This window comes from Psychrobacter sp. NG25 (assembly GCF_015234355.1).
Lineage (GTDB): Bacteria > Pseudomonadota > Gammaproteobacteria > Pseudomonadales > Moraxellaceae > Psychrobacter.
Genome location: NZ_JADGMV010000003.1, coordinates 268434 through 293591, shown reverse-complemented (window position 1 = coordinate 293591; position 25158 = coordinate 268434). Strand labels below are relative to the sequence as shown.

Below are 25158 nucleotides of genomic sequence, written 5' to 3'. Positions count from 1 at the left end.
TAAAATTACTTCGAGTTACGATAGCCAAATAAGCCACGTTTTTTCTTCTGACCGCCATCTATGACGGTAGACTGTAAACGCTCAGCATACTCAACCAGCTCCTGATTGGTTGTCGCTGTGATGACTTCACGCTTATTAAGTTTGCGTAACTTGGTATCTGCTTTTACTGGCATGTCTTTGTAACGGAATGGCGTGTGTGCACTATCAGCATCTGGCAAGTGAGCCGGATCAACGTCGTCTTTTATCTCAATATCATGACCCAATGCCTGACAGACACGTAGACCACTACGCACACCATCTTCATGAAAACCATTGAACCAATAGGCACCGCAAAAATGCGTATGCAAACCGTTACCAGAGATACTTGACCATTGGGTTTGAGCGTCAATCATTGCAAGGTCAAATACTGGATGGCTATAGTCAATGCTTTTAATGATTTGCTTGTCATCGATATTTCTGTCAACGGTTTCTGGGTTGAGCGTGACTAGATAATTATGCTGCTTAGTGAGTCGCTGCAGGATATTCATATGATACGTCAGCACTGGCTTAGCAGGGCCTTGTACGCTTTTAGCAGCTTGCTCAATCTCCGTCATATTGCCCGATGCTGTTTCATCAATGAGGTAGTTCCAACTTGCCCATGCCAGCGGTTTTTTAGGTAGGATACTGGTGTCGGTATGAAGTACGGCGGTATTTTTAGTAAAGTGGAAATGTTTCAGTACTTCAGACTCTTCTGTACTGGCATCTTTTAGAATCTTCAGCGCAGTATCTGCATGACAAGCAAAGATAACTTCGTCAAATACAAGATTTTCGATCGTGCTATCAGAGTTATCTTTGTCCTGAACCATCAATAATACGTGCTCACCATCACGAACTACCGACTGTACTGGGCTGTTTACTCGCACTTCGCCACCCGCTTTGATAAAGCGTGGCACTAACTTATTGACGTACTGTTTTGAGCCGCCTTTAATCGTAAACCACTGCGGACGATTGACCACATCAAGCAAGCCGTGGTTGTCAAAGAACTGTGCAAAAAACACCAATGGGAAATCTTGTACCTCATCGAGGCTGGTCGACCAAATAGCAGAAACCATTGGCAGCAGATAGTTGTCTGTGAACAGTTTGCCGTAGTTTTTCTGTGTAAGATAATTACCAAGTGTTTGCTCAGTGAAGGTGCTGACATCCTGACCTTGAGCACGTGCCGTTTCGTAGTCTTGACGGAGCTGCTTGATGTGTTTATTGAACTGTAGGATATCCTTGATAAAACGCCAAAATTTTGGATTGAGCACGTTTTTGCGCTGCGATAGTAACGTGTTTAGCGTGTGACCGTTGTATTCAAAATGACGTGCGGTATTTTTTACCGAAAAGCTCATGTCTGTCGATTGGAACGGTACTTTTAAATCATATAACAAACGAAAAAAATTAGGATAGGTACGCTCATTGAACACAATGAATCCAGTGTCTATCGCACTAGTTTCCACATTACCCGTTTTTGCTTTTTTGCCATCCTGGAGTACCACATCAATCGTATTCACATGCCCGCCGATATAATCATTGGCTTCAAACACTGTCACGTCATGTTGTGCCACAAGGTAATGAGCACAAGTCAATCCTGACACACCCGAGCCGATAATAGCGATACGCTTTTTGGCTAGGACAGTAGACGTATTTTTCAAAACGTTGCTGGCTTCGTTGGAGACTGTTTCTGTGTTCTTACGTTTACAGCGGATAAACGACATACATGCGTTCCTTTGTAGGTTTTTAACGATCTGTTTTTAACTACTGGTCTTTAGCGATTTATTTTGAACGACTCTTTAGGGCGTGTCTTCATTTCAAAAATGGTGATAAAAATGAGATAAATTGCCGTCAAACAAGAAAAATAGCGCAGATAATATCGGGATATTAACCAGCTATTTGACGATGTTTGGCAAGATTTAGCCATTTTTAGCCCATTTAGATGACTATCGGGTGAATTGAAGACACGCCCTAGTATCAGTTATTTTTTATTAAGCTTTCCACTGACTTGCTGCCACACTAGGTCTGGCAATGTACCCAACGCCTTCAGTGGCAAGGTTAGCTTTTTAGGGAATTCAATCACATCATGTCCGCTCGCTATGCCGTCACGGATGGCTTGACTTGCCTGCGCTGGTGTCTGAATAAAGGGCATAGGAAAGTCATTTTGTTTGGTCATTGGTGTTTCGACAAAACCAGGCACGACTAAGCTGACTGATACATCATGTGGCGCTAAGCTAATTTGTAGCGTTTTCATTAGATAATGGATAGCAGCTTTTGAGCTACCATAAGCCTCGGCACGGGCAAAAGGCACATAAGCGGACGCTGAACCAATACCAACCAAGCGGCCTTTCGAAGCAATTAACTTAGGTAAGACGCCTTCAATAGCGTGCGATAACGTTCCCATATTCACTGACATAACTTTCATAAATGACGCGCTATCAAAGTTTGGCATATCTAGATATTCACACATGCCTGCGCCGCAAATCGCCAAATCAACCACTTTAATTTTCTCAAAAGCTTCAACTACCTTTCCTCGATCCATGAGGTCCAAATCAATGGTTTCGGCCCCCAATGATTTGAGCTCAGCCAATGCCGCATCATCACGGCCAACAGCATAGACATGATGGTCGTCTAATAAGTAATCTTTGGCTAATTGGTTGCCAATACCTGACGTTGCGCCAGTAATGAGAATATGTTGTTTCTTGGGAGATTCGGTCATTGTCAGCATCCTTTGTTATGTCTTCTATAATATATAAGTCAACGCTTGAACAGATATTAAATACTCAGTTATTATTGTTTTTGGTATATAACATTAATCGCATTTCATTAAGATAATGTCTATTTTATTTAAGAAATCTAAATAATTATAGTGTACCGATACAGGTTTATTGTTGTGTCTTCGCAATTAAAATGCGCATAAGAGTACAAATTCTCTCGGTTTATCTAGTCAATGATAATGCTATGAATAATGACATTGATTCCTATTATTAAGACGCCACCCTCATTCTATAAAATATTGGTGAAAATTAGATAGAGGTTAGTTAGTTAGTAGAGAAAAACAACGCAAACAATATAGTGCGAATAACATAGAACCGCTAAGCAGCTATTTTGCAAAATTTAGTCATTGTTAGCTCATGTGTATAACTATCAATTAAATGTTGATTAAGTTGAATATGCGTTTTGGTGTCATAGGACGGCAAAATACTTGGATGCTACAATATTACAATCAAAGCACATTCATTATTGAGTATTATTTATAGTCTCAACGGCTTAAAAAATCACCTCATATTCGACATGCCTACAACGTTGTGTACTGGTTTCATGCAACACGTTATATAATCAATATCAGCTGTTCACCCACGCCACTCTAATATAAAAAGGATACCTCATGAGCGAGATACAACTGTCTGACCGCGTCAACAGCATTAAGCCGTCACCGACTATGGCCATTACCAATAAAGCCAAAGAGATGAAGGCTGCGGGCAAAGACATTATCGGCTTAGGCGCTGGCGAACCTGACTTTGATACACCAGAGCACATCAAAAAAGCAGCGATTGACGCCATTAATAATGGCTTCACCAAGTACACTGCTGTTGATGGCACACCAGAGCTAAAAAAAGCCATTATTGAGAAATTCAAGCGTGACAATGACATCAGCTATGAACCTAATGAAATCCTAGTATCGGCCGGTGGTAAGCAATCATTCTTTAACCTTGCCCAAGCCTTTATCAATCCAGGTGACGAAGTTATCATTCCTGCGCCTTACTGGGTCAGCTACCCTGACATGGTCATCATCGCAGAAGGTGTACCCGTCATTGTCAAGTGCCCTGCTGAGCAAGACTTCAAAATCACTGCCAACCAGTTAGAAGCAGCCATCACCGATAAAACCAAAATGTTGGTATTGAATAGTCCATCTAACCCAACTGGTATGATTTATACGTTAGACGAGCTAAAAGCTATCGCTGAAGTCTTGAAAAAACATCCACAAGTCTATGTAGCCTCAGATGATATGTATGAGCATATCCGCTGGACAGGTGATAAGTTCTACAATATTTTGAATGCAGCACCTGAGCTGAAAGAGCGTGCCATCATCTTGAACGGCGTCTCGAAAGCGTATGCGATGACAGGCTGGCGTATCGGCTATGCTGGCGGGCCTACCAAACTAATCGGTGCCATGAAAAAGGTGCAATCACAATCTACCTCATGTCCATCTTCTATCAGTCAAGTCGCTGCCGAAGCGGCTATCAGTGGCGACCAAAGCGTACTAGAACCCATGATAGCGGCATTTGAACAACGCTGTGATTTGGTCGTGAATGGTCTAAATGCCATTAAAGGTATTACTTGCCTGCGCCCTGATGGTGCATTCTATGTATATCCAAATATCGTACCGCTAATCAAAGCTGCAGGTCTGTCATCATGCACAGAGTTCTCAGCATGGTTATTAGACAAGGTTGGCGTGGCAGTCGTACCAGGTGACGCATTCGGCCTTGGCGGCTACATGCGTATCTCTTACGCTACTGATGAAGCCACACTAAAAGATGCCTTGTCACGTATTGAAAAAGCAGTTGCTGATTTGGACGTTGCTGAATAAATTTCAAAGGCGATAAGTTCAGAGATATATTGATAGATTAAGATAGCACTTAAAGAAGATGCCACATGGAAAATATGTGGCGTCTTTTTTATTCGCCTAGTAATGACTAATTCTTTGTGGGAAAAACCTTGAAAAATGCCTTATTAGCTAATTAAAATAATAAACTTTGAAAATTATGCAAAAAAAGCTTGACGTATTTTTTATCTTTGCTAGAATACGCCCCACTTAGCAAGAACTCGTTAGAGACTTTCTAAGCTCGTTGTAAGCGTATTTAATACTTGCAACCTATTCTCCAATAGCTCAGTTGGTAGAGCAACGGACTGTTAATCCGTGTGTCCCTGGTTCGAGCCCAGGTTGGAGAGCCACATTTTAGTAGTGAATTTTTTGAATTATTATTAATTCGATTATGGCATTTGCCAAAACCCTCATCAATTTGATGAGGGTTTTTTTATGTCTGCTATTTTCTTAATCGACATGCATAAGATAAACGATATGAGTCAAATAATAGGTACGACGCTCATAAAAAAGGCATTCATATAGTTACTATTTATATAGTTGCTATACGAATGCCCTTCTTATATTGCTGTCTGCTCGTAGAATCAATTCAAAGCTTCTACATACTTACCACAGCATAACTGTCATTAAGGTAAGAAAATCGAAATATGAGCCTGCTCTTTGTTCTCTTGAATCACATTATCATAGGCGGACAGCTGCTCGTTAGAGAAACTATTGGTAAATTGCCACATGGTTGCAAATATCACTGTCAATAATACCGCCATCACCGCCAAAATAATCCATAATGGCGTTTCGCTCGTAAGCGTATGTTTGATCTGATCAGGAATCGCCCAAAATGGTGAAAACTCGTTTTTGTTACCGCGTAGATGTTCAATCTCATCACCCAGTCGTGAGATAAGATAGCGGATTTTTTCAGGGGCTTCTAAACGATACTTTCCTTGAAAACCAAGCAGCATTGCGTAGTGGTAAACTTCTAGGGCTGGCAGACGTTTCTCCCCCTGCTCTCGCAGCCCATCTAGACGGTCGAAGAACTCATTACCAGCGACTTGTGAGCCGAACAAATCCAATTGCAACGGATTGAGCTCCCAAGAATCTTTTAGAGTTTGAAACTCTGGCTCTTGCGACGTCATGATGGTTTCATCAATCAGCGCACAATACGCGTACTTGGCTTCATGGATATCCTCTGACAGAAATCCTTTTTTGCGCGCATTCATCTCGAACTTATCTAAAAAATCATATATTTTTTGACGAAATTTGCGTGGCTCTGTACTGAAATAGTGATTCCGCAGTAAAAACACCAAATAAAAGCCGTCATACATGATATCAACCAGCGACTGGCTGCTAATACGTTTATCAAGGCCCGTTGCTGAGACTTTTGAGGCTACCTCACCTGAATCTAATAGCGAAGGCGCAGAACCCATTGAATTATTCCCTGACATGATTGTTCCTAATGCTTATTATTTTGCGAATACTAATTTGCAAATGCTGGTTTTCGAATACTAATTTAAAAGCACTGACGAATAGAAATCCTTAACGACTATTAATATATAGACTAATAGATACATTGGTATATAAATACATTGATAGATAGTCGTTAAGTAGAATCACTTTGCCTGTTTATATAAAGCTGCACTCAAAATTGAAAACGATAATAGTGATTAAAGAGACTACTGTACGATAGCCATCAGTTCAATTTTTAAGTCATCAAAGCCATTCGGCACATAGATACAGATAGATTCAGACTTTAACATCTCGTCATACAGCTCACCTACCGGCTCAATAGTGAAGTAGCTGAATCCAGGTCTCACAGGTATCGCACTAGGCACTTGAGTGACGTGTGACACAGGTGAGCCTGGAAGCGCGGATAAGACTCGTTTCTCTACTGAATCAGGGGTCGCAATCTTAAAGCGGCGCGGTACGATATCGATGAGCTCATGCATTGGTAGCGATGAGCTAATAGACAGATACAGCTGTGAGCCACGCGTAATCTTGTCACTGCCCAGCTCACCAGTATAGTAAGACGGCTTATTCTGACGCAATGGAATCGATATAAAGTTGCTCGCAATGACCGTATTGAGCAGCTCACGAATGATCAGAATAATACTCACAAATGACTCATTGGCATTATCATGGTGATAAGCAGGCAAATCGCCTACTTTATATAATGAGCTAAAAGTCGCTAACTGACTGGCCACATTCAGCAGGGCTTCATAGAGGCGCTCTGGATGCAATTTAGCGTTGTTATATAGATGACTCAACTGAGAATATGCCGTATTCAGCGTGTGTAATAACCAAAAAGAAGCAATATCTGAAGAGCGGAATTCTAGTAAGTCATTGTTGGATTGACGATGATGATCGTACAGCGAAGTAGACTTGGTACTAATCATGGTCATCAAACGATAGACCTGACTCACAAGCGCGGCATTACTCGTAATATGTACGCTCGGCACGATGTAATCATCATCCACTTGATAAACACCTTGGGTCGTACGTACCAGCTTAGCAACCAGTAGAGATACAGTATCTTGACTAGGCGCTTGCACGGAATGACTTAGCTGTAAGCTAGGTGATAACTTAACAACATCAATAACAGCTTCAGCAGCTTGGCTGTACAAATCCTGCGCCTCAACAGCACCTCTGACATAGCGAGCGGGGTTGTCACTGTGGTCGGTCTGTATATTGCTACCACCACTGTGGACAATCTCTAAGCTCAAAAATACAAAAACTTCATCGCCATTGTCTTGAGTATCGAGCGTAATGGCTTTCGGCAACGCATCGGTACGGGGAGCCTGATATATCGTGCCATCTGGCAGTACAGCATAAATACTCTGAAAGCTTAATAGATTGCTTTCCAAAAGTTGCTTGTCAATCTGCACATCCGATACGCCATAAGCATAGGGATGCATCAGCATCATGCTCAATGCTCGCTGCGAGTCATGATAGGTGTCTTGAATCTGAAAATGCTGAGGTCGTAAGAATAGCCCCTCGCCCCATAGTACTTTGTGTTTACTCAAGACAATCTCCTACGAACAGCTGACGAGCGGCTGCTGATAATATTTAAGTTTGGTGGTAAATGTGGGTGCCTGCTCTGGGCTGATACCTTCTACGATACTTACATCGCATGCACCAATATTTAGAGTAAGTGGGGTATCAAAATTGAGACTGGTAATAGGAATAAGGAACTGTGAGCGCTTTTTGGTATATCTCAATCCCACTTTTACTGCGATAAAGCGTGCATCTTGTGGAATATTCAATGTCAGATTACTCTCACGATTAGGCACGACACTGACCTCTTTCGCTGCTAGCGATTCGATATCAGTGAACTCGCTTTCTTCTTCCAAAAACGCAATATAAGCAGTACTCGCTGTACCCTGCTTTGCACGTCCCGCATTGGCATTGGCCGATGGTTTGATCGTCAATGTGACCTGCTGACGCTTTAGCTGTTGCTGCAACGCCTGCTGTTCGGCAAGCATTGTCTCTAGCTGTTGCTGCTGCTTCTCTAGCTGGCCTTTGAGATTCTGTAAATCATCATTGTCACTGCTAATGATGTCTTTTATTTTATCACCAATACCAGACTCGCCAGCCAGCTCAGAGGCTTTATCAGTTGATTGACTAAATCTGTCCGTGCTACATCCTGTGAGCACGCCACTTAACAAACAGGCAGTGGCTATTAACGCTGTCGGCAATGTCATACATCTGTCCATATTTTCAATTTACCTTGAAATATTATTATCATTATTGACTGGTCAAAATCTCTGCCATTTCTGGGCGACCGAGTACGCCTTTTTTACGCAGCTCAACATGTCCGAGATCCATCATTCGCCAGTCACCACCCCACACAAGTCCGGCAGACTTGGCTACTTTACCATATAATTTGTAGCCCCGCATCGCCCAAGGATCCTTTTCAGTTATGACAATCTTGCCGTTTCTGATAAAGGCACTATCACCTGCCAAACCAAACTGATGATAGCTCTTATATGAGCCTGCTTTTGTCACATGCGTTCCTTTTTTGAGCAGTCTACCTTGCCTTTCAGGGCTACGATACCCTTCTAAAAGCACCATGTCATAACCATATTGATCACTCATCACCTTATACACAGTCAACAGCCGTTGAACAAATTCCGAGTTCATTTTTTTCCAATTACGGTCAGCATTCTTGATGTTGATATGACCTCCACTCAAATGTGAAGCCAACATGTCACCTGAATAGCCAGTACTATGATCTAACGCATTTAAGTTAGACAAGTCAGGCTCAGGCATCATCAGCGGTCTATCTATCTGACTCACATCCGTCTGAGCATCCGGCCAATAGTCCACATCCGCTTTACTGGCTTGATAACTCGCAATCTCAGCATCGAGCTCATCGAATAGCTCTTCTGGTGGCGTTGGTGGCGGACGCAATCGCTCTCCTATCAGTAATTGGCTGATTTGTGTGCTGGCAGTGCTGGGTACGGTATCTTTCGCATGGTATACCGCCAACGAGTGATCGTTAATCAGTGCATAGCAAAGACCAGCGGTTGCCATGACAATCAATACCGACAATGCTGATATGACTGGGACACGAGAGACATCGATACGCGAAGCCATACTACTCAGCTGCCGGATACGAGAACGGAATGGTTTTGCTTGTGGTTTGATAGATAAGCGCTTAATTTTGAATCTGAATAATCGCTGAAAACGAACAGCTACTTTATTAAACAGTCGCGCGCACAGCTGCCTATCAAACAGCATGATAATCATGATGATAGAGACAATAGTAAATGCAGACACAGTCCAGTAAATCATAAAGAAGCAGCAACGACAGTTAAGGCGATGAAAACAAAAACAAACAGGCGTTTATTATTGTTGTTACGCAAGTATTATATAGACAAATGACCATCGTTTAAAATAAAGCTGACTTAATTACGTTAATTTTCTTATCTTTCCGTTTAATTTTTTATCTATAAGTCATTTTATATTCAGATAATCTTATAAAATATCACTTATAACCCTTTATCTATCTTATTTTTATAGATATTTTTTGTTTGAGCAGACAGCTATCGAGTACGCACTCCCTCTATAAGCAAACGACATATAAGTAGAATAAAGTCATTAAATATAGTAGAAAGTAGTCTATGAATGCCCTAAAATACTGCCTAGAAAGTCTATCTACATAGTAACAATGATAATAACAACCCAACAAATAGGGAGTTTAAATAAGTGGCTGCAAAAAAAATACTGTCGTACAGTCGCTTTATTTTAGGAGCGTTTTTAGGCATTTATCTCATTTTGGTCTGGATGTACTTCAAAGACAATGCCCGACAGCTGACTTCATCTGGATTATTACTGTGGTTCGTTGCCATTCCTTTATTGTTACTTGGCACTATCATGGCACTCCTATGGTGGCAAAAAAAGTTAGATAAGCAAGTCAGCAAAAACTCAGATTCCCTTGATGACATATCAAATAAAACAGAAAGTGCCAAGCAGCCCGATACTTATCAAGTATTTATATTTAGCCGTGTTTGCCTGCCTGAAGGAGACAGCTGGTCTGAAGTTATTGACAACGACGAAGACCTGACACTATTAAGTGATGAGCTGACAGATTTCGATGGCCTGCCGATACTAGTAAAACCGATTACCAGACTTACCGATGCAGCATCGCTACCATATCAGTATATATCTAAGGATTTGGAAGACGCCGACTGGGATGTTGATACCTCCGATGAAGGCGAATCGAGATCAGAGCGTATAGCCGCATTGAATGATACAACTTTGCGCTTGTGCTCATTGATTCATGAGCAGCTTACTTTGAGCGATGAGATATGGTCCGTACTCGCTGAACATTTTTATCAGCATCATCAGCAAGACAATATGCAGTCCAACTCGGCTGCCCATATTCATCCCGAATGGCAGCAGCATTACTTAGTTAGCGCCAAAGAAGGCAATAGCGATGAGACAATGGCGACCACCCCTACTGTCCGTCTGTCCAATTTGCCTATCTATTTGTGCTTGCCTGTCAGCGCTGACTCAGCATCTCTTATCTCAGTAGTAACAGAACAGTTAGCGACCTACGGTATTCCTGAAGCCGCACTCTCTTTTACCACTATCGCGACTGACGATACCGATGCAACAAGTGACAGAGTAAGTGAGGCAACAACGGCCAATCCTGCCGAGTTTATCAATAGACATATCATCTCCTTGTCGCAATCAGCTGCCCCTGACATTTGCTTGATGCTCATTGCAGATTCGCAGATTAGTGAGGAGTGGTTGGACTCTCATCTGTATTCTAATCAAACGGCCAATGTCATTCCTACTGAGGCTGGCGCTCTGCTGGTATTTTTTAATAAAGCAGCACAGGATCTACTGAATATAGATACCAGTACCCGTGTTCTATTAACTGAGATAGATGCCCCCAAAGCCAATGATAGAGATAAGGAAGGTCATACCTCTAATCGTCTAAGTAATAACCGCCGCTACCTTAATCATCTAACGACGATCCAAAAATTATTAATCGATAATACGCTGTCACTATCACCGACCAATACGGCAGCACTAAATACTGTCAACAAACCGACAACAAAAGCAGATGATGCTGATTCCAAAACTAATGTTGTACTATCAGACCTCAATATTACGGCCATATCAGACATTAATCCATCAAACCAACCTTATGACATGTCGGTATACATGAACTTTCTTGACGCATTTATAGCGCAAGGCGCTCTAGTAAACGAACGTCATTTAGGGCATTATATGCCATTGAATCACTGGTTAAAGCCATTTATTAGCTTATCGCTATTCGTAGACTTAGTCGAAAATGACCAACAAGAGTCAGACAGCGTATTTTTGATTACTCAACATAAGAATTGCACCATGCTTTGGTTAGCAGATACCTCTCAGCAGTCTGAATCATAGCTTTGGGTGACACTTTATAATTGAAAATACTCATTTTATTATCTTAAGACCACACTAGGTAGCACGCATGTTTTCAAGGTTTTTTCATCTTATCTATAACCCAAGAGTGCTATTGGCCTTGGGTATCATAGTCGCCTTAGTCTTGCTATACGACTACGTCCCTATCAAAACCTTTTTCCTTATTATTGGCGTCCTAATCACCTGTACGGTGCTAGGAGCGCTTGCCTACTATCTGTGGAAAAAGCGCAAAAAAGCCTCAGATGATCTGGCAAATTTGGTAGAAGATAATGGTAGTGAGGGTGCCAATGAAAATGGCACTCCTATGGCCAAAGATGAAAACACCCAAGAAGTACAAGCGCTACGTCAGCAAATGCAAGATGCGATCAAGACTATTCGCAAATCAAAGATTGGTGATCAAACGGGCAAAGCAGCATTATATGAATTGCCTTGGTATATGGTTATTGGTAATCCAGCAGCAGGTAAAAGCTCAGCCGTACTGCACTCTGGCTTAAAATTCCCATTTATGGAGCAAACCAACAAACTGTCTGTTAAAGGGGTCGGCGGTACACGTAACTGTGATTGGTTTTTTTCAACTGAAGGCATCTTACTTGATACGGCAGGGCGCTATTCTGTTTATGAAGAAGATCGCTCAGAATGGCTGTCGTTTTTAAGCCTACTCAAAAAGAACCGTCCTAAAGCACCGATTAACGGCATTATTATCGCTGTTAGTATCGCTGAATTGACCAAAAACGATCCAAACTATGCATTGGATTTGGCCAAAAACTTACGCAGCCGTGTCCAAGATTTAACTGAGCAGCTAGAAGTCTATGCGCCGGTTTACGTCGTCTTTACCAAGATGGATTTAATCTCAGGCTTTCGTGACTTCTTTAATGACTATGAGCAAGAGGAGCGTAATCAAGTATGGGGTGCGACCATCCCTTACCCTGAAGATCCAGATAACATCAACATGACCGATATATTCGAAGAGCATTTTGGAATATTGGTAAATGGTCTAAAGGATTTGAGCACGACGAAACTGTCTTTACGCCATCAGCGGACCGTATCTCCTAGCTTGATGACATTCCCTATGGAGTTTCAATCATTACGTCCGATGATACGAACGTTGATGCATGCTCTGTTTGAGGACAACCCTTTTCAGTTTAAGCCTATCCTTCGCGGGTTTTACTTTACGAGCGCATTGCAAGAGGGACAAGTTAGCAGTCAAATGACGCTGCAAATGATGCAGAATTACGACTTGCGTCCACCTACTATCCCGCTTAATGCGCAGCAAGAGGCCGCAGACAAGCCTTATTTTTTACAAGACCTATTTTCAAAAGTCATTTTAAAAGACAAGCATTTGGTCAAGCAGCACAAAAACCGTAATAGACGCAGTCACCGTGCGATTGCAACCTTAGCAGCTGTCGTAACACTATGCGCGGCAGCTGGTCTATGGACGTGGTCTTATGCCAACAACAAACAGCTCACTGAACGCGTCGTGGCTGACTTACAACAAGTCGCAGCGTTACAAAAGAACGCTAATGGCGACCTACAGTCTCAGCTTGAGTCACTTAATATCTTACAAAGTAGAATAGAGCAACTTGAGGGTTATGAAGAAGACAAGCCATTGTCTTTAAGATTTGGTCTGTATCAAGGTGACAAACTCAAAGACAAACTGCTAGCAGAATACTACAACGGTATCAGCATCATCGTGTTGGCACCCACCAAACAGAACATAGAACAGTTTTTGACTGAAGTGAACACCAATACTGACCAGCTAGAAGTGCGTACAGAGGGCTCAACCGCGGACGATGCAGCTGAATCCGCGACTAATGATGCCTATATTCAGTCAGATCCTACGGATGTTGAAGATGCTTATAATGCGCTCAAAGCCTACCTCATGCTTGGCAATCATGACAACTTAGAGACCAGTCACTTGAGTGATCAGATGACACGGTTTTGGCGTAATTGGCTTGAAGCCAATCGTGCAGATATGCCACGTGACAAAATGATTCGCCAAGCTGAGCGTATCTTGAGTTTCACACTGTCTCATGCCGACGACCCTACTTTTCCACTCATCCAAAATGATTTGGGATTGGTAGACAAAACACGTACCAATCTATCGAAAGTCAGCAAAGGTCAACCTGCTCGTGATCGCGTCTACTCTGAAATTAAGATGCGCTCCTCTGCCCGCTTCCCATCGGTTACCGTTGCCCAAATTACGCAAGACACCAACAGTGAAGCGCTACTGGGCAGCTATGTGATTTCAGGTACTTTTACCAAGCAAGCATGGGACTCTTTTGTCAGTGATGAGATAGACAAAGCCGCCACTACTAGAGTGGTAGCAGATGACTGGGTGCTAGCAACCAGCAGCCAGAATGACCTTACATTGACAGGCAGTCCTGAACAAATTCGACAGTACTTGGTCAACCGCTACAAACAAGAATATATCAGCGAGTGGAAACGGTTTTTATCGCAAGTATATGTTCGTGATAGCAAAGGATTCGATGACCATGCTGTGCTGTTGAATCAGCTGTCTAACCCCACAGAGTCACCATTAAAGACACTGTTTGAGACCGTCGATCGCCAGACACAGTGGGATAACCAAGCGGCCAATCCAGCAGCAGCCAATGGTGGCCAATCTCGTAGCTCATTTGTCAATTGGTTCAAGCAAACCATACTGCGTCAAAGCCCTGCGGAGCTGCGACAGGCAGAAGCAGCGCTAGGCAACAATGGTAGCACCAGTGACACAGCGACCCCTACAGCACAAGCACCATCAGGGGTAATTGCTCAAGAATTTTCATCTATACATGCCTTGGTAACACCAAGAGAAGACAATCAAGACCTGTCGCTACTGGACAACTATTTGGCAAGTTTAGGTGATGTTAGAACGCGCTTTAATAATATTGCTCGTAGTGATGATATCGGTCCTGATGCTCTGTTATTTGCTTCGCAGACCCTCAGCCCTGACGGCTCAGAGTTGACCAAATCTCTACAGATTTTGGACGAGCAGATACTAAGCCAAGCCAACTCTGAAATCAAACAACTCGTTCGACCGTTATTAAGTGAGCCGCTAACTCGCTCATTTAATATGCTATTGACTCCCACTAAAGCAGAGATTAATAAAGTCTGGAAAGCACAAGTACGTAAGCCTTTTCTCGATAATTTAGAAAAGAAATATCCATTTACTGCCAATGCAAATTTAGAGGCAACACCCGCAGAGATTGGTCAGTTCTTTGGTGAGGATGGCTATGTGGCAAAATTCGTCAATGAGACGTTGTCGCCCTTTATCATTCGCCGTGGTGATCAAATCTCTAGTAAGATTTGGAATGGTGCAGGCCTAGGCCTTAACCCAAAATTTGTCGCTGATTTTGGCCGTTACTTTACTAACTATACGGGTAGCAATACTGCTGGAACGACAGGTGCCGCTGGCAATGGTGGCTCTACCAATCAAACTACTTTCCAAATCATGCCACTACCCGTTAGCGGCTTGACCGAGTATACGATTGTGGTTGATGGTCAGCAACTACGCTATCGTATGGGCACCCAAGCTTGGACGACTTTTGTATGGCCGAACCCAAGCAGCCAACCTGGTGCGAGCATTCGAGCTAAGGACTATGATGGCAGAGACTTTACCGTCTTTGAAGAAGCTGGTAGCTTCGGTGTAGAGCGCCTCATCAATAGTGCAAGGCGTACTGAGCTTGGCGACGATATCTTTGAGATGGCTTGGTCAGGTGACGGCATCACTATCTCTGTACGCTTTAGAATCATCAGTGGTAATAGCAGCAATGCTACTCAGGGTCGCTCTACCAATCCATTTAATGGTATGAAGTTACCCGATGAGATTATCGCTCTGGGCGTCACACGTACGGCAGCCCCTATTGCTGATAGCAATGCTGCCAATAATAGTACGCCTACCAATGGTTCAACAACCAACACGACAACGCCAAGTGGTGGGCAGAACAATACCCCCCCTACGACGCCATCCAACACCTTGAACTTGACGCCTACTACTGATACCAATGATGCTAGTAATGCGCAAACTGATAGCCCTATTGCGAATAATACCTCTACGGATAATGACTCAACCGAAGCAGAAACTCAGGAGCCAACGCCGTGACTCCTGAATCTTTACCTTTAGTATATTTTGGCAAGCTGCCTGCACGCGGAGACTTTGTGCGGGCACGTGCTCATATCTCAGAGACCAACGCGATTGACGAATGGGTCAGTAAAGCCCTAGCAAGCTCGGAAACACTATTCAGTGACAGATTAGTAGATAAAACGACGACCAATAAAACGGCTTTTTTAAACTTTAGTCATGTGGATACCAGAACCAATGAAATTATCACTGGCGTCCTGATTCCCAGTCATGACAGTAGTGAGAGAAACTATCCGCTGATAGGTTTTGGTGTCCTATATATCGACAAACCCAAGAGTTGGATGAATTATTTGCCCATTAAGTCTGCTAGCATTTGGAATGAGACTTACGAAATTATAAGCATAGCCAAATCTAAGACAGACAACACTGATTTGATGGAGTACCTCGGTCATAGCCAGCTCACGATTGATAATAATGCCAGTACGCACTATTACGATTTTATCAATACCACGACTCTACACGATATCGCCATATTGATGAATATCGATAAGTCGCAATTGATACAGCAAATTATCGCGACTGGACTGTTGTTTTTACCGACATTCACGAAAGGCTTTCATGGTCTAAACAAAGCCATCTGTTGGTCACTCACTTCCGATAGAGCTGCTGCAATACATATGGCTACTTTTTGGCATGATTTGATCAGTGGGTTTTATCAACCACATCAGCTCTATCTGAACACCTATCTCTACCGTGCCTCTAATTGCTATCGCCTGCTACTGAGCTTTACGAAACCTGACGGACATATACTCAGTCAAATATCGGAGAGTGAGGACAACTACCCTGAAGGCTGGGTTGTCATCGCTGATAGTGACTGGACACAAGGATATATTGAAGAAGATATCGGGCTGACCCGCTTCAATAAAGTCTTGTTACAAGACAGTCTCTACCTGTATGATACTAGGCAATTGTTTAAAAAAACCTTTTTGGCACAATGATGATTCATGATTAACTGATGACAATATATATCAGGCCTCTGTATTTAATAACTGCTCAATAATATAAAGATTAAAAGGCACTTCAATGAAAGTCCTCTCCAAAATATTACCATCTAAGCTTGCTGGTCACTCCAAGAAACTACTATTAGTATCCGCGATGATACTTCCTCTCAGTGCGGTTGTATTTGCAGCACAAGATGACGGTCTATCACGCAACGTACCAGTTGTCATCAAAGGTGTGGTCGCGACCAGCTCAGATAAGCAACAGCTTCTCGAAAAACTAAAAGCACAATATCCTAATAAAACGGTCAGAGACGAGATCGAAGTGCGCTCGAACATTAGTATACCGACCAATTGGCAACAGGTAGCCACTGCCATTATCGATAGCGACATATCCAATATTAGCCAAGGCCGTATCGACATCCATGGTACGACCATTAGCTTACATGGCAAAGTAAGCAGCCTTGAACAAAAACAAGCAATTCAAAATCGCATTCATACCCGTCTAACCGACCTCTATCAGTTGGACAATCAACTGGTCGTCGTAGAGGGGGAGCAACGTCTCCTCGACGACACATTAGGCAATCGTATCGTTGAGTTTGAATCAGGTAGCACCACACTAACCCCCATGGGGCTTGGTATTTTAGACGATATGGCAGGCGTGTTGCAGCGGGTCGGTGATAAGCCCGTGACCATCACTGGACATACGGATAATGTCGGCAACCCTAGTTCGAACTTGGTGTTATCAAATAAGCGTGCAGAAGCGGTCAAGCAATACCTCATCGGTCGAAACATCAGTGCAGCACGTCTCAGCACTACAGGTAAAGGGGACGCAGACCCCATCGCCAGTAATGACAATGAAGAGGGGCGTACTCGTAATCGCCGTATCGAATTTACCCTCGCTGAATAACACGGCTGTACGCGTGACAATGGCAGACAAGCAGTTATATTTTGATGCCAGCGCTCAAAAAACATGATGCCATTGCGCAAAGAATAGGGACATAACTATGTTACGCTTGACCAATACTGTACTTCCCATGCATCCTGACAGGCTCTATGCCAGTGAGGGCAGTACACAAGCTCCCTATGCGAGTGCTCATCAAGACATCAATGACCATAAAGCGTGGCAGAATAAGCTGATTCAAGCATCTTCTGAAGATGATATCGTTGCCCAGCTAAACCCCAATGGGAATGAGCAATATCAGCAGCACGGTATCGACACTTACCTGCTTCATGTCTATATTCATGAACGTCACCATCCGCCTTTTACATCGCTCACCTACTTAATCGGCACTCCGCTTACCTTGAGCTTCGATACCCCGAGCGGTCTAAGCTATCGTCATTTATACCTAACGGCCGTACATCAAATGGATCACGATGGCAGCTATGGTTATTATCGTCTGCTCGCACAGCCCATTACTTATCGCCTGCATCAACACCAACGCTGTCATATAGATACTGACCTATCAGTACAATCAATGGTGGCAGAACGCACTGCTACCTTAGAGATAGAGACCGTCGATGATAGCAGCAGTGAAGACGCTAGCTGGACACCTGCACGCATGACCCAATGGCAAATCAGTGACTGGACGCATATTTGTGAGCGGCTTGCACGTCAAGGACTGACAGCCTATCTGCGTCATGAGCAAACGGACGAACATACACCGCCAAAACTCATTATCACTACAGCGAATCCAAGCGATAGCGAGGGCATCAGCGCAAACATTGGTGCGATACGCTACCAGCAAGTATTACACGACCGCGTACATGCGCCAGTATTGGCACTGAGTGAGCAAATCATCACTCAGCCAAGCTCCGTGACAATGCAGCGTTTTAATAGTGCCAGTGTCGCACATCCCACTCAGTCCGCTGACGTTACCATAAACACCAGCACTGATGAAAATAGCGCTGACGAGGACAATCAAGCAAATAGCAAATCACTCACGTTAGACACCCCTGCCGCATTTGCGCCCGTGACAGATACCGAGACCATCGATGAAGCGACTGTCGTAGCAAACAGTCATCAAAGCCATCACAGCGTCTATCATGCACTTGCTCATGCCACTGATTTGAATGTTGCCGATACCTTTATACTGGTCGATCACAACCATCTCAATCAGCACTATCGTGCCACTCATATCGTTCACTTGGCGCGCAACAGTCTGGCACACGTGACAGGACTGACCATCAGTCGTCGGCATCATGAACGCCATGCCTCACAGTTAGAGGCAGGCATTCACTTGACCCAGCTGCGTCTGATTACCGCAGACACGCCGTGGGTGGGTAGTTTATATAGCAAACGCGTGCTACCGCCAATGACTGGTATCACAGATGATCAAAGCGATACCGACAGTCGCAATCACATGACCCCAACCAAAAGCTATCTGCTTGACAGTCCTGCCCAACCTATCAATCGATTAGAAGCCCAAGCAGGTGCCAACTATGGCAGTCACTTCACTCATAGAACTGATGACCAAACCCTGATGCAGTCTATCGGTGATGGCGAGCACTTAATCAATACTGGTAGCTTATTGTCTAACACACGCCCTAGCCTATTCACCACGGACAATGAGCAAGCTGTTGAGAGTGGCTATCGCAATACAGACAATGGACTATCAGAATGGATCAGCGATCATAGAGATGAGCAAGCGTACTCACAGCTGAACGTCGATGATGGTCAAGTAGCTGCCACACTCAAGATGGGGATTATCAATGCTGAAGGTAATGGCGCCAGTAGTAAACGTCAAGGCATCAATGCCAATACTAATGCTCAAATCAATATGAAGTCTGGCGAAGCCCTCGTCCTCACAACCCAGCTGCAAACTCATGCGCAATCTGGACAGCATAACTATCAACAGCATACCCCGACTCTGACTCAAACAGCTTTGGGTGGTCAACATCTGGCTGAACGCTTAACACAATTGGCAACGGGACTGGGACGTCATGTCAACGACCACAAAGCGATTAAAAATCAGTTAGAAAACATCACAGAGGAGCAGCAATCCAAAACCCATCAACAAGTGCCCTACACGCTGATCGATGGCGCTGCTGATACGAGCTATGTCAGTGACGATACGCTGATTCAGCGATCTATGGGTGAGATGGTTACCACTACTCAGCAAGATATGATGGTGAGTAGTGGTGATGATCATCATCAGATCAGTAGTGAGTCTTTGACGATAGTCGCTGATGGTCAGTTCAGTATGACAAATGCGAAAGACCATATTATGCTGTCTGCGCATACAGGGAAGTTTGAAGCGACGGCGAAGCAAGAGGTGAATATGTCATCCTCGACCAAGGAGGTTGAGATAGTGGCAACGAATAAAATTACGCTGACGGCGGGCGGTGCAAGTATCACATTAGATGGCGGTGATATTACGATTGCGGCGATGCAGTTTACGGAGAAGGCTGGTAAGCATAGTCGTGATGGCGGCGGGATGGATGGTAATTACTTATCACGTCTACCTTTCGATAAACTGATGGAAAAAGAGTTTTTTGATGAGCAGATACAATTGATAGACCCCATGGGTAATCCGCTACCAGATATGAAATACCTATTAACGGGAAAAAATACGAATATAAGGTCAGAATCCGATATTGAAGGTAAAACTCCTAGAATAGACTCAGGTGATAAAGAAGATGAATTGCAGGTAAAGGTAGACTTAAAGTACTACGGTAAATAAAAGAATATAGGGAATACAAAGATGGTTAGTAAAATAGGAACCTATAACGCCCCACTTTATTCAGAACTATTAGATAAAGCGAAAACTAACACAACTAGAAACAGCTCTAGAGCTGTAACAGTAACATGCCCTGACTTATGGACTCATGTACAAGAATTTTGTCTTTCTAGGTCTAGATTCGACTCGACAAGAGAAGTTGATCCTAATAGAACTACGAATCACTCAGACCATACCATAATACCGTCCTCTCGAAGGCAGGCCTATGTTAATCGGGCGAGACGTATTGCCGCTACTTATGCTCGGTTTTATTTAGAAACAGAAATAAGCGGCAACCATAGATATAAAGGACGCTACTTTTGGATGGCGCTGGGAGCTTTTGCCAGTAAAGAAGTTAGTTTTGCACTTGATGGCTTTAGAGCACAGCTTGGTGATAGCATTTCAATGACAAGTACGATGAACTGGCTTGGTAGAGGGAACTTTTGGTTATTCCAAGATATTGCTGGTTGGCATTATTATAATAATCGTTATGGCTATTCAAGCTTTACGGCCTGTGAGCCACTACGTAATTGGTCAACCCTTAATGCGAATACAAGAATTAAAGTCAATAATGCAGACGTATGGGCAGCAGAAGCCTTGCCAAAAATAAAAAGCTTACAGACTAATAATTTTATTAAAGTGGCGTTTGCAGCTGCAGAGTCTTGTACGAAAGAAAGCAACCCTGCAAAAAAACAACAATACCAACATATGAACTTATTATCTCTTGCCGATCATGAACAGCGTATGATTCTACAGCCTCTAATCTATGAAACAGAGGAAGCTAAAGCAGATATTGCTTCTCAACGGACATTTTCTGCTGTTGCCCCAGGTTTAAAGCTAACCCTAAGCGCCAATGATCATGGTGATTACGAGTCAAAAGCTCATAAAGGTATTGTACTTGAAAACGTCGAAGACCGAATGAAATGGATTTATGGTATAGCGGATCTTTTTGAAAGTTATATGTTTGGTAAAGAAAAAAGCTATATTCACAAACAGCTTAAAATAATGGCAGGTTGGTTATGATGAAGCATCTAACAAATAAAAGAATCATAGTTCTTATACTAACTTTAATGGGTCTAACTACCTATGTGACCTGCCATAGCAATAACAAGGATTATGTAATGCCTTCTCCAGATCAGTTTTTAGAATTAACGCTACATGTAACTGCCGAGGAGCTATACGACAAAAATGTAGACTTTAAGAACTTCCAAAAGCTGACTAAAGGGCCAATCGGACGTGATCAAAAAGGCTTCGATTTTCCTACAGGCAGTCAAGTTACCGCTCAGTTCAACTATCCAAACGGGCAGCTAATACTGAACAATGTCAGCTTTGTTAACGTAATGGATGATACACGTGTCAAAGAATATCGCCTACCGGACTTTACAATAGCGACCTTTCTTCGAGGTAAAGACCCAAAGAATATTACTGATAAAGAAGCATATGAGCAAGTACAGACTATTTTTAAGCAATTAGAGAAACAAGGTTGGGAGTATAACTTTGATTTTATTGCACCGCGTATTACTCCTAAAACTGCACTTGACTACGCACTAGCGGGTGGTGATGCCTCTTATCTCGATTATCGCTATCCACTGAGTTTTGAGCAATTTAATCAAATCACTTCTTACATTCATCGTTGGTACCTGCGACATGGTACGGATATTTTCTTAAAAATAGAGATGTGGCGAAATGTTGAAGACAGTGGTGATACGACCATTTTGTTCGCTTATGATTTTCATGATCAACTTCATGAAATTTATAGGCACGTTGAACCAGAAAATCATGATAGAGCACTAGAGTCTTTCGCTAAACAATACTCTAACCCACCATTTGTTGCAAAACTGTCTTCTGAATCAAAAGTAGTCGCGAAAGGCTTGACGATTGATAAGTATTTAACCAGCTATACCTTTCCACTCGTAAAACAAAAAACAGGCTTTGATACTCAAAAAATAATCAATACAGATCCTTATAAATTAACTTATGATGAATTTCTTGAGAAAATAGATGCTGGTGAAGACTTAACGCCCTATCTAGAAGAACAACCTGAACCTGAAATCACTAGTCAAGCAAAGGGGCGCTGTCTACCGAACCAGCCCTGCCCAAAATCAGGCTACTGGTTCACACAAGCAAAATATGACAGTCGTGCTTACTTTAAGCAAGGCGAGCGCATGCCAGACTATTCAAACAACAACTGGGGTGAAGTGATTTGGCAGTTTGATGGTGAGCAAGGTTAGTCTTTTATTATTTTACTTAAGCCACCTTCGGGTGGTTTTCTATTATTGTCTTCTCCACCCAGCCGCAAACTCATGTGCAATCTAGACAACATAACTATCAACAGCACACTCCGACTCTCACCCAAACAGCATTGGGTGGTCAACATCTAGCTGAGCGTTTAACACAATTGGCAACGGGACTGGGACGTCAGGTCAATGACCACAAAGTGACTAAGACTCAATATACACAGACTACAAGAGGTCTATATGAAGGTAATGAAACTAACACTTACTCTAGTGATTACTACAATATTTGTCGCCTGTGACTCTACCTCTTCAGACTCACTTACTCCAGATTCAGCTAAAGCAATAAAAACCACTAAAACACCGGATAAAAATAGCCGTGATGAGAGCGTATCGCCCTCTAATACTAAACCTCAAATACAACAGGCGTTCAATACAACAGACCCGACTCCATTTATTACTAGAACACCCGCCAAACAAGCTCATAAACCATTTTTTTTGCCTGAAGAAAATGTAAGGAAGATTAGAAATTCCTTTAGTAAAAACCAAAATGAAAAACAAATAAAAAACAAACAATTTGACGAAACTGAATATGGATTTTTTGCGGTCATTCAATATTATGATGATGCTATTTTAGATTACTCTTTGGATAAAGTGAATAATAAATACTTTGTTAAGATGTCTAACTTAAGAGGTAACTATCAACCACTTGAACCTTTTAATAACATACATAAAGATGCCGTATATAAAATGTTAGATATAAGCGGAGCAGATAACCCTAAAGTGTTTTTTCAGGAGCTCATCAGTAGCCCTAAGATTACTAAATATAAAGGCTGCACTGTTCAACAAAAACAATCAAAGTATGCGATGGTGGATTTAACATCATGTGAGTTTGATAATAGAACAGATTTGTCTTTATATTAATCTCAAGATTAGATAGTAATAGAAGTGTATATCAATATCAGTAATCAAATCAAACAGTGGGCTTTGTTATGTATTTAAAACACCTTCAAGCAATCAGTACTATCATTTTGTTGAGCCTATCGACTCAAAGTAAAGCGCAACCCATAGAACCAGTGTTTGACTCAAAATTTGACGCCTATAGAGATATTTATTTAGATCGTCCTGATTTTACAAACCTAGCCCCCTGCGTCGAATATAAACGTAGTCGCTATGCTAAAGAAAAAGTAAAAGTTATCGATACTGGTGTGCAAAGAGACAAATTTATCGACGTGATGGACAAAGACTTATTTTTAGAGCGGTTTGAGAAATCGCCGTTATATACTCAGCTAACTCATAGAAATCATTTTGATCGGCGTATTGAACTGGGAAAAATAAATGGAGATCTACATTTACTAGATATAGGTGGTAATAATCAACTTAATAGTATTTCTTACCATTTTAACAGCGTGCATGCCAGAAAACAGTATGGTCATGAGCTCATAGCACTCGATAGATTTGGTATGAGCTCATGACCCTCAACCTAGTTTTAGATGACCGCGAAAAATCTGAAGAGATATTAAATGAGTTGTATAGTGACTACAGTGAAAAAGTTAAAAATGATATTAAGTTAAAAGATACTGATATCTATTTCTCTTATATTCGATTTGATGGCTTACTCTTTGAGATGTGGGGGCGAAATACTATTCATGAATTTGAACACTGTAGGTTTGATATGTTGAGTAGCCTAAAAATTCATTAGTTGTATTTTTTACATAACAAAGCGCGTTGTAACTGTGCATAATTTACTATGAAAAATTTGATCTTATTAACCTCCACGTTTATCTTCTGTGGCTGCACAATAGATGATACAAAAATAAATACTAATAATTCATTGGACGCAAACCAAGTTTTAAGTATAGAAAAAATAGCCATGAGGGAACACCGAGCAATGAATCAATCTATCTATACAAATCTCTATCGGTCCCATCTACAATAGATGATTATGATTTCAGACCCTTTGAATCTGAAGGTAAATGGGGCTATAAATATAAGGGAGAAGTTGTCATTGCGCCTGAGTACTCATTTGCAGGAGATTTTATTGAAGGTTATTCCAGAGTGCAAAAAAATGGCAAAATGGGCTATATAGATCGCCAAGGAAACGTCATTATAGATTTTTTATATGAACGCTCCTCTCACTTTTATGAGGGATTGGCAAACGTTCAATTAAATAATAAATGGGGACTCATAAATACAAAAGGTGATGTTCTACTACCTTTTGAGTATGACAATATAGATATGTTCAATGAAGGGTTCGCATCAGTTCAAAGGAATGGTAAACGCGGCTTTATCAATAAGCAATTTGTAGAAGTGATTGAGTGTCAATACGATGAAGGCTATGATTTCCATGAAGGCTTAGCGAACGTTAAGCTAAATAACAAATGGGGATTTATTAATAAAAAAGGAGAAGTCGTTATTCCATTTATATATGATGACGCTGATAGATTCAGAGATGGAGAATCTCAGGTTATCAAAGATGATGAAACCTTTTTAATAACTATGAGTGGAAAACGTCTGGATACTCCAGTTACTACTGATTATTTATATCAGCTTGAATAACAAAAGGTTTGACCTCTGCCGTCAAATCCGTACAGATAAA

At 42.2% G+C, this 25158-nt stretch carries 17 protein-coding genes and 1 tRNA gene; 12 read left to right on the top strand and 6 right to left on the bottom strand.

What is annotated here, in order from left to right:
• Positions 1-5: 5 nt before the first annotated feature.
• The gene (locus tag IPZ60_RS06530; RefSeq protein WP_194197036.1) at positions 6-1736 is read right to left on the bottom strand and encodes an NAD(P)/FAD-dependent oxidoreductase; all 1731 of its coding nucleotides are present in this window, start codon (positions 1734-1736) and stop codon (positions 6-8) included.
• A 257-nt stretch (positions 1737-1993) separates the two neighbouring features.
• The gene (locus tag IPZ60_RS06525; protein WP_194197035.1) at positions 1994-2731 is read right to left on the bottom strand and encodes an SDR family NAD(P)-dependent oxidoreductase; all 738 of its coding nucleotides are present in this window, start codon (positions 2729-2731) and stop codon (positions 1994-1996) included.
• 669 nt (positions 2732-3400) lie between these two features.
• On the opposite strand from IPZ60_RS06525, the gene IPZ60_RS06520 reads away from it, so the two are divergent.
• Positions 3401-4603, top strand: coding sequence for a pyridoxal phosphate-dependent aminotransferase (locus tag IPZ60_RS06520; RefSeq protein WP_194197034.1), 1203 nt, complete (start codon positions 3401-3403; stop codon positions 4601-4603).
• Between the two features lie 289 nt (positions 4604-4892).
• A tRNA-Asn gene (locus IPZ60_RS06515) sits at positions 4893-4968 on the top strand.
• Positions 4969-5244: 276 nt separating this feature from the next.
• On the opposite strand, the gene icmH is transcribed toward IPZ60_RS06515, so the two are convergent.
• From icmH to IPZ60_RS06495, 4 genes are all read right to left on the bottom strand, one after another.
• Positions 5245-6057 (bottom strand): type IVB secretion system protein IcmH/DotU, encoded by an 813-nt coding sequence (gene icmH / locus IPZ60_RS06510; protein ID WP_194197033.1) that lies wholly within the window; start codon positions 6055-6057, stop codon positions 5245-5247.
• Between the two features lie 228 nt (positions 6058-6285).
• Entirely contained in the window at positions 6286-7632 is a 1347-nt protein-coding gene (gene tssK / locus IPZ60_RS06505; protein WP_194197032.1) for a type VI secretion system baseplate subunit TssK, read from the bottom strand.
• A 9-nt stretch (positions 7633-7641) separates the two neighbouring features.
• Positions 7642-8310, bottom strand: coding sequence for a hypothetical protein (locus IPZ60_RS06500; RefSeq protein WP_110922440.1), 669 nt, complete (start codon positions 8308-8310; stop codon positions 7642-7644).
• Positions 8311-8353: 43 nt separating this feature from the next.
• The gene (locus IPZ60_RS06495; RefSeq protein ID WP_320108721.1) at positions 8354-9388 is read right to left on the bottom strand and encodes a M15 family metallopeptidase; all 1035 of its coding nucleotides are present in this window, start codon (positions 9386-9388) and stop codon (positions 8354-8356) included.
• Positions 9389-9817: 429 nt separating this feature from the next.
• Between IPZ60_RS06495 and IPZ60_RS06490 the strand changes: the two genes are divergently transcribed.
• The 10 genes from IPZ60_RS06490 to IPZ60_RS06440 all read left to right on the top strand — a co-directional run bounded on the left by IPZ60_RS06490 (position 9818) and on the right by IPZ60_RS06440 (position 25118).
• A complete protein-coding gene (locus IPZ60_RS06490) occupies positions 9818-11512 on the top strand; it encodes a hypothetical protein (RefSeq protein ID WP_194197031.1) in 1695 nt (564 codons plus the stop codon).
• Between the two features lie 67 nt (positions 11513-11579).
• Positions 11580-15629, top strand: coding sequence for a type VI secretion system membrane subunit TssM (gene tssM / locus IPZ60_RS06485; protein ID WP_194197030.1), 4050 nt, complete (start codon positions 11580-11582; stop codon positions 15627-15629).
• Positions 15626-16606 (top strand): type VI secretion system-associated protein TagF, encoded by a 981-nt coding sequence (gene tagF / locus IPZ60_RS06480; protein WP_194197029.1) that lies wholly within the window; start codon positions 15626-15628, stop codon positions 16604-16606. Before tssM ends, tagF begins: the two co-directional genes overlap by 4 nt.
• An 85-nt stretch (positions 16607-16691) precedes the next feature.
• Positions 16692-17516 carry an OmpA family protein gene (locus IPZ60_RS06475; protein WP_194197028.1) on the top strand — a complete coding sequence of 275 codons (825 nt, stop codon included), beginning with the start codon at positions 16692-16694 and terminating at the stop codon, positions 17514-17516.
• Between the two features lie 97 nt (positions 17517-17613).
• On the top strand, positions 17614-20289 hold the full coding sequence (locus IPZ60_RS06470) for a DUF2345 domain-containing protein (protein ID WP_194197027.1): 2676 nt from the start codon (positions 17614-17616) through the stop codon (positions 20287-20289).
• A gap of 21 nt (positions 20290-20310) precedes the next feature.
• The gene (locus tag IPZ60_RS06465; protein ID WP_194197026.1) at positions 20311-21348 is read left to right on the top strand and encodes a hypothetical protein; all 1038 of its coding nucleotides are present in this window, start codon (positions 20311-20313) and stop codon (positions 21346-21348) included.
• A 98-nt stretch (positions 21349-21446) separates the two neighbouring features.
• Positions 21447-22556 carry a hypothetical protein gene (locus IPZ60_RS06460; protein WP_194197025.1) on the top strand — a complete coding sequence of 370 codons (1110 nt, stop codon included), beginning with the start codon at positions 21447-21449 and terminating at the stop codon, positions 22554-22556.
• A 246-nt stretch (positions 22557-22802) separates the two neighbouring features.
• The gene (locus IPZ60_RS06455; RefSeq protein ID WP_194197024.1) at positions 22803-23483 is read left to right on the top strand and encodes a hypothetical protein; all 681 of its coding nucleotides are present in this window, start codon (positions 22803-22805) and stop codon (positions 23481-23483) included.
• Between the two features lie 68 nt (positions 23484-23551).
• Positions 23552-24034, top strand: coding sequence for a hypothetical protein (locus tag IPZ60_RS06450; RefSeq protein WP_194197023.1), 483 nt, complete (start codon positions 23552-23554; stop codon positions 24032-24034).
• Between the two features lie 358 nt (positions 24035-24392).
• Positions 24393-25118, top strand: coding sequence for a WG repeat-containing protein (locus IPZ60_RS06440; RefSeq protein ID WP_320108723.1), 726 nt, complete (start codon positions 24393-24395; stop codon positions 25116-25118).
• Positions 25119-25158: the final 40 nt, after the last annotated feature.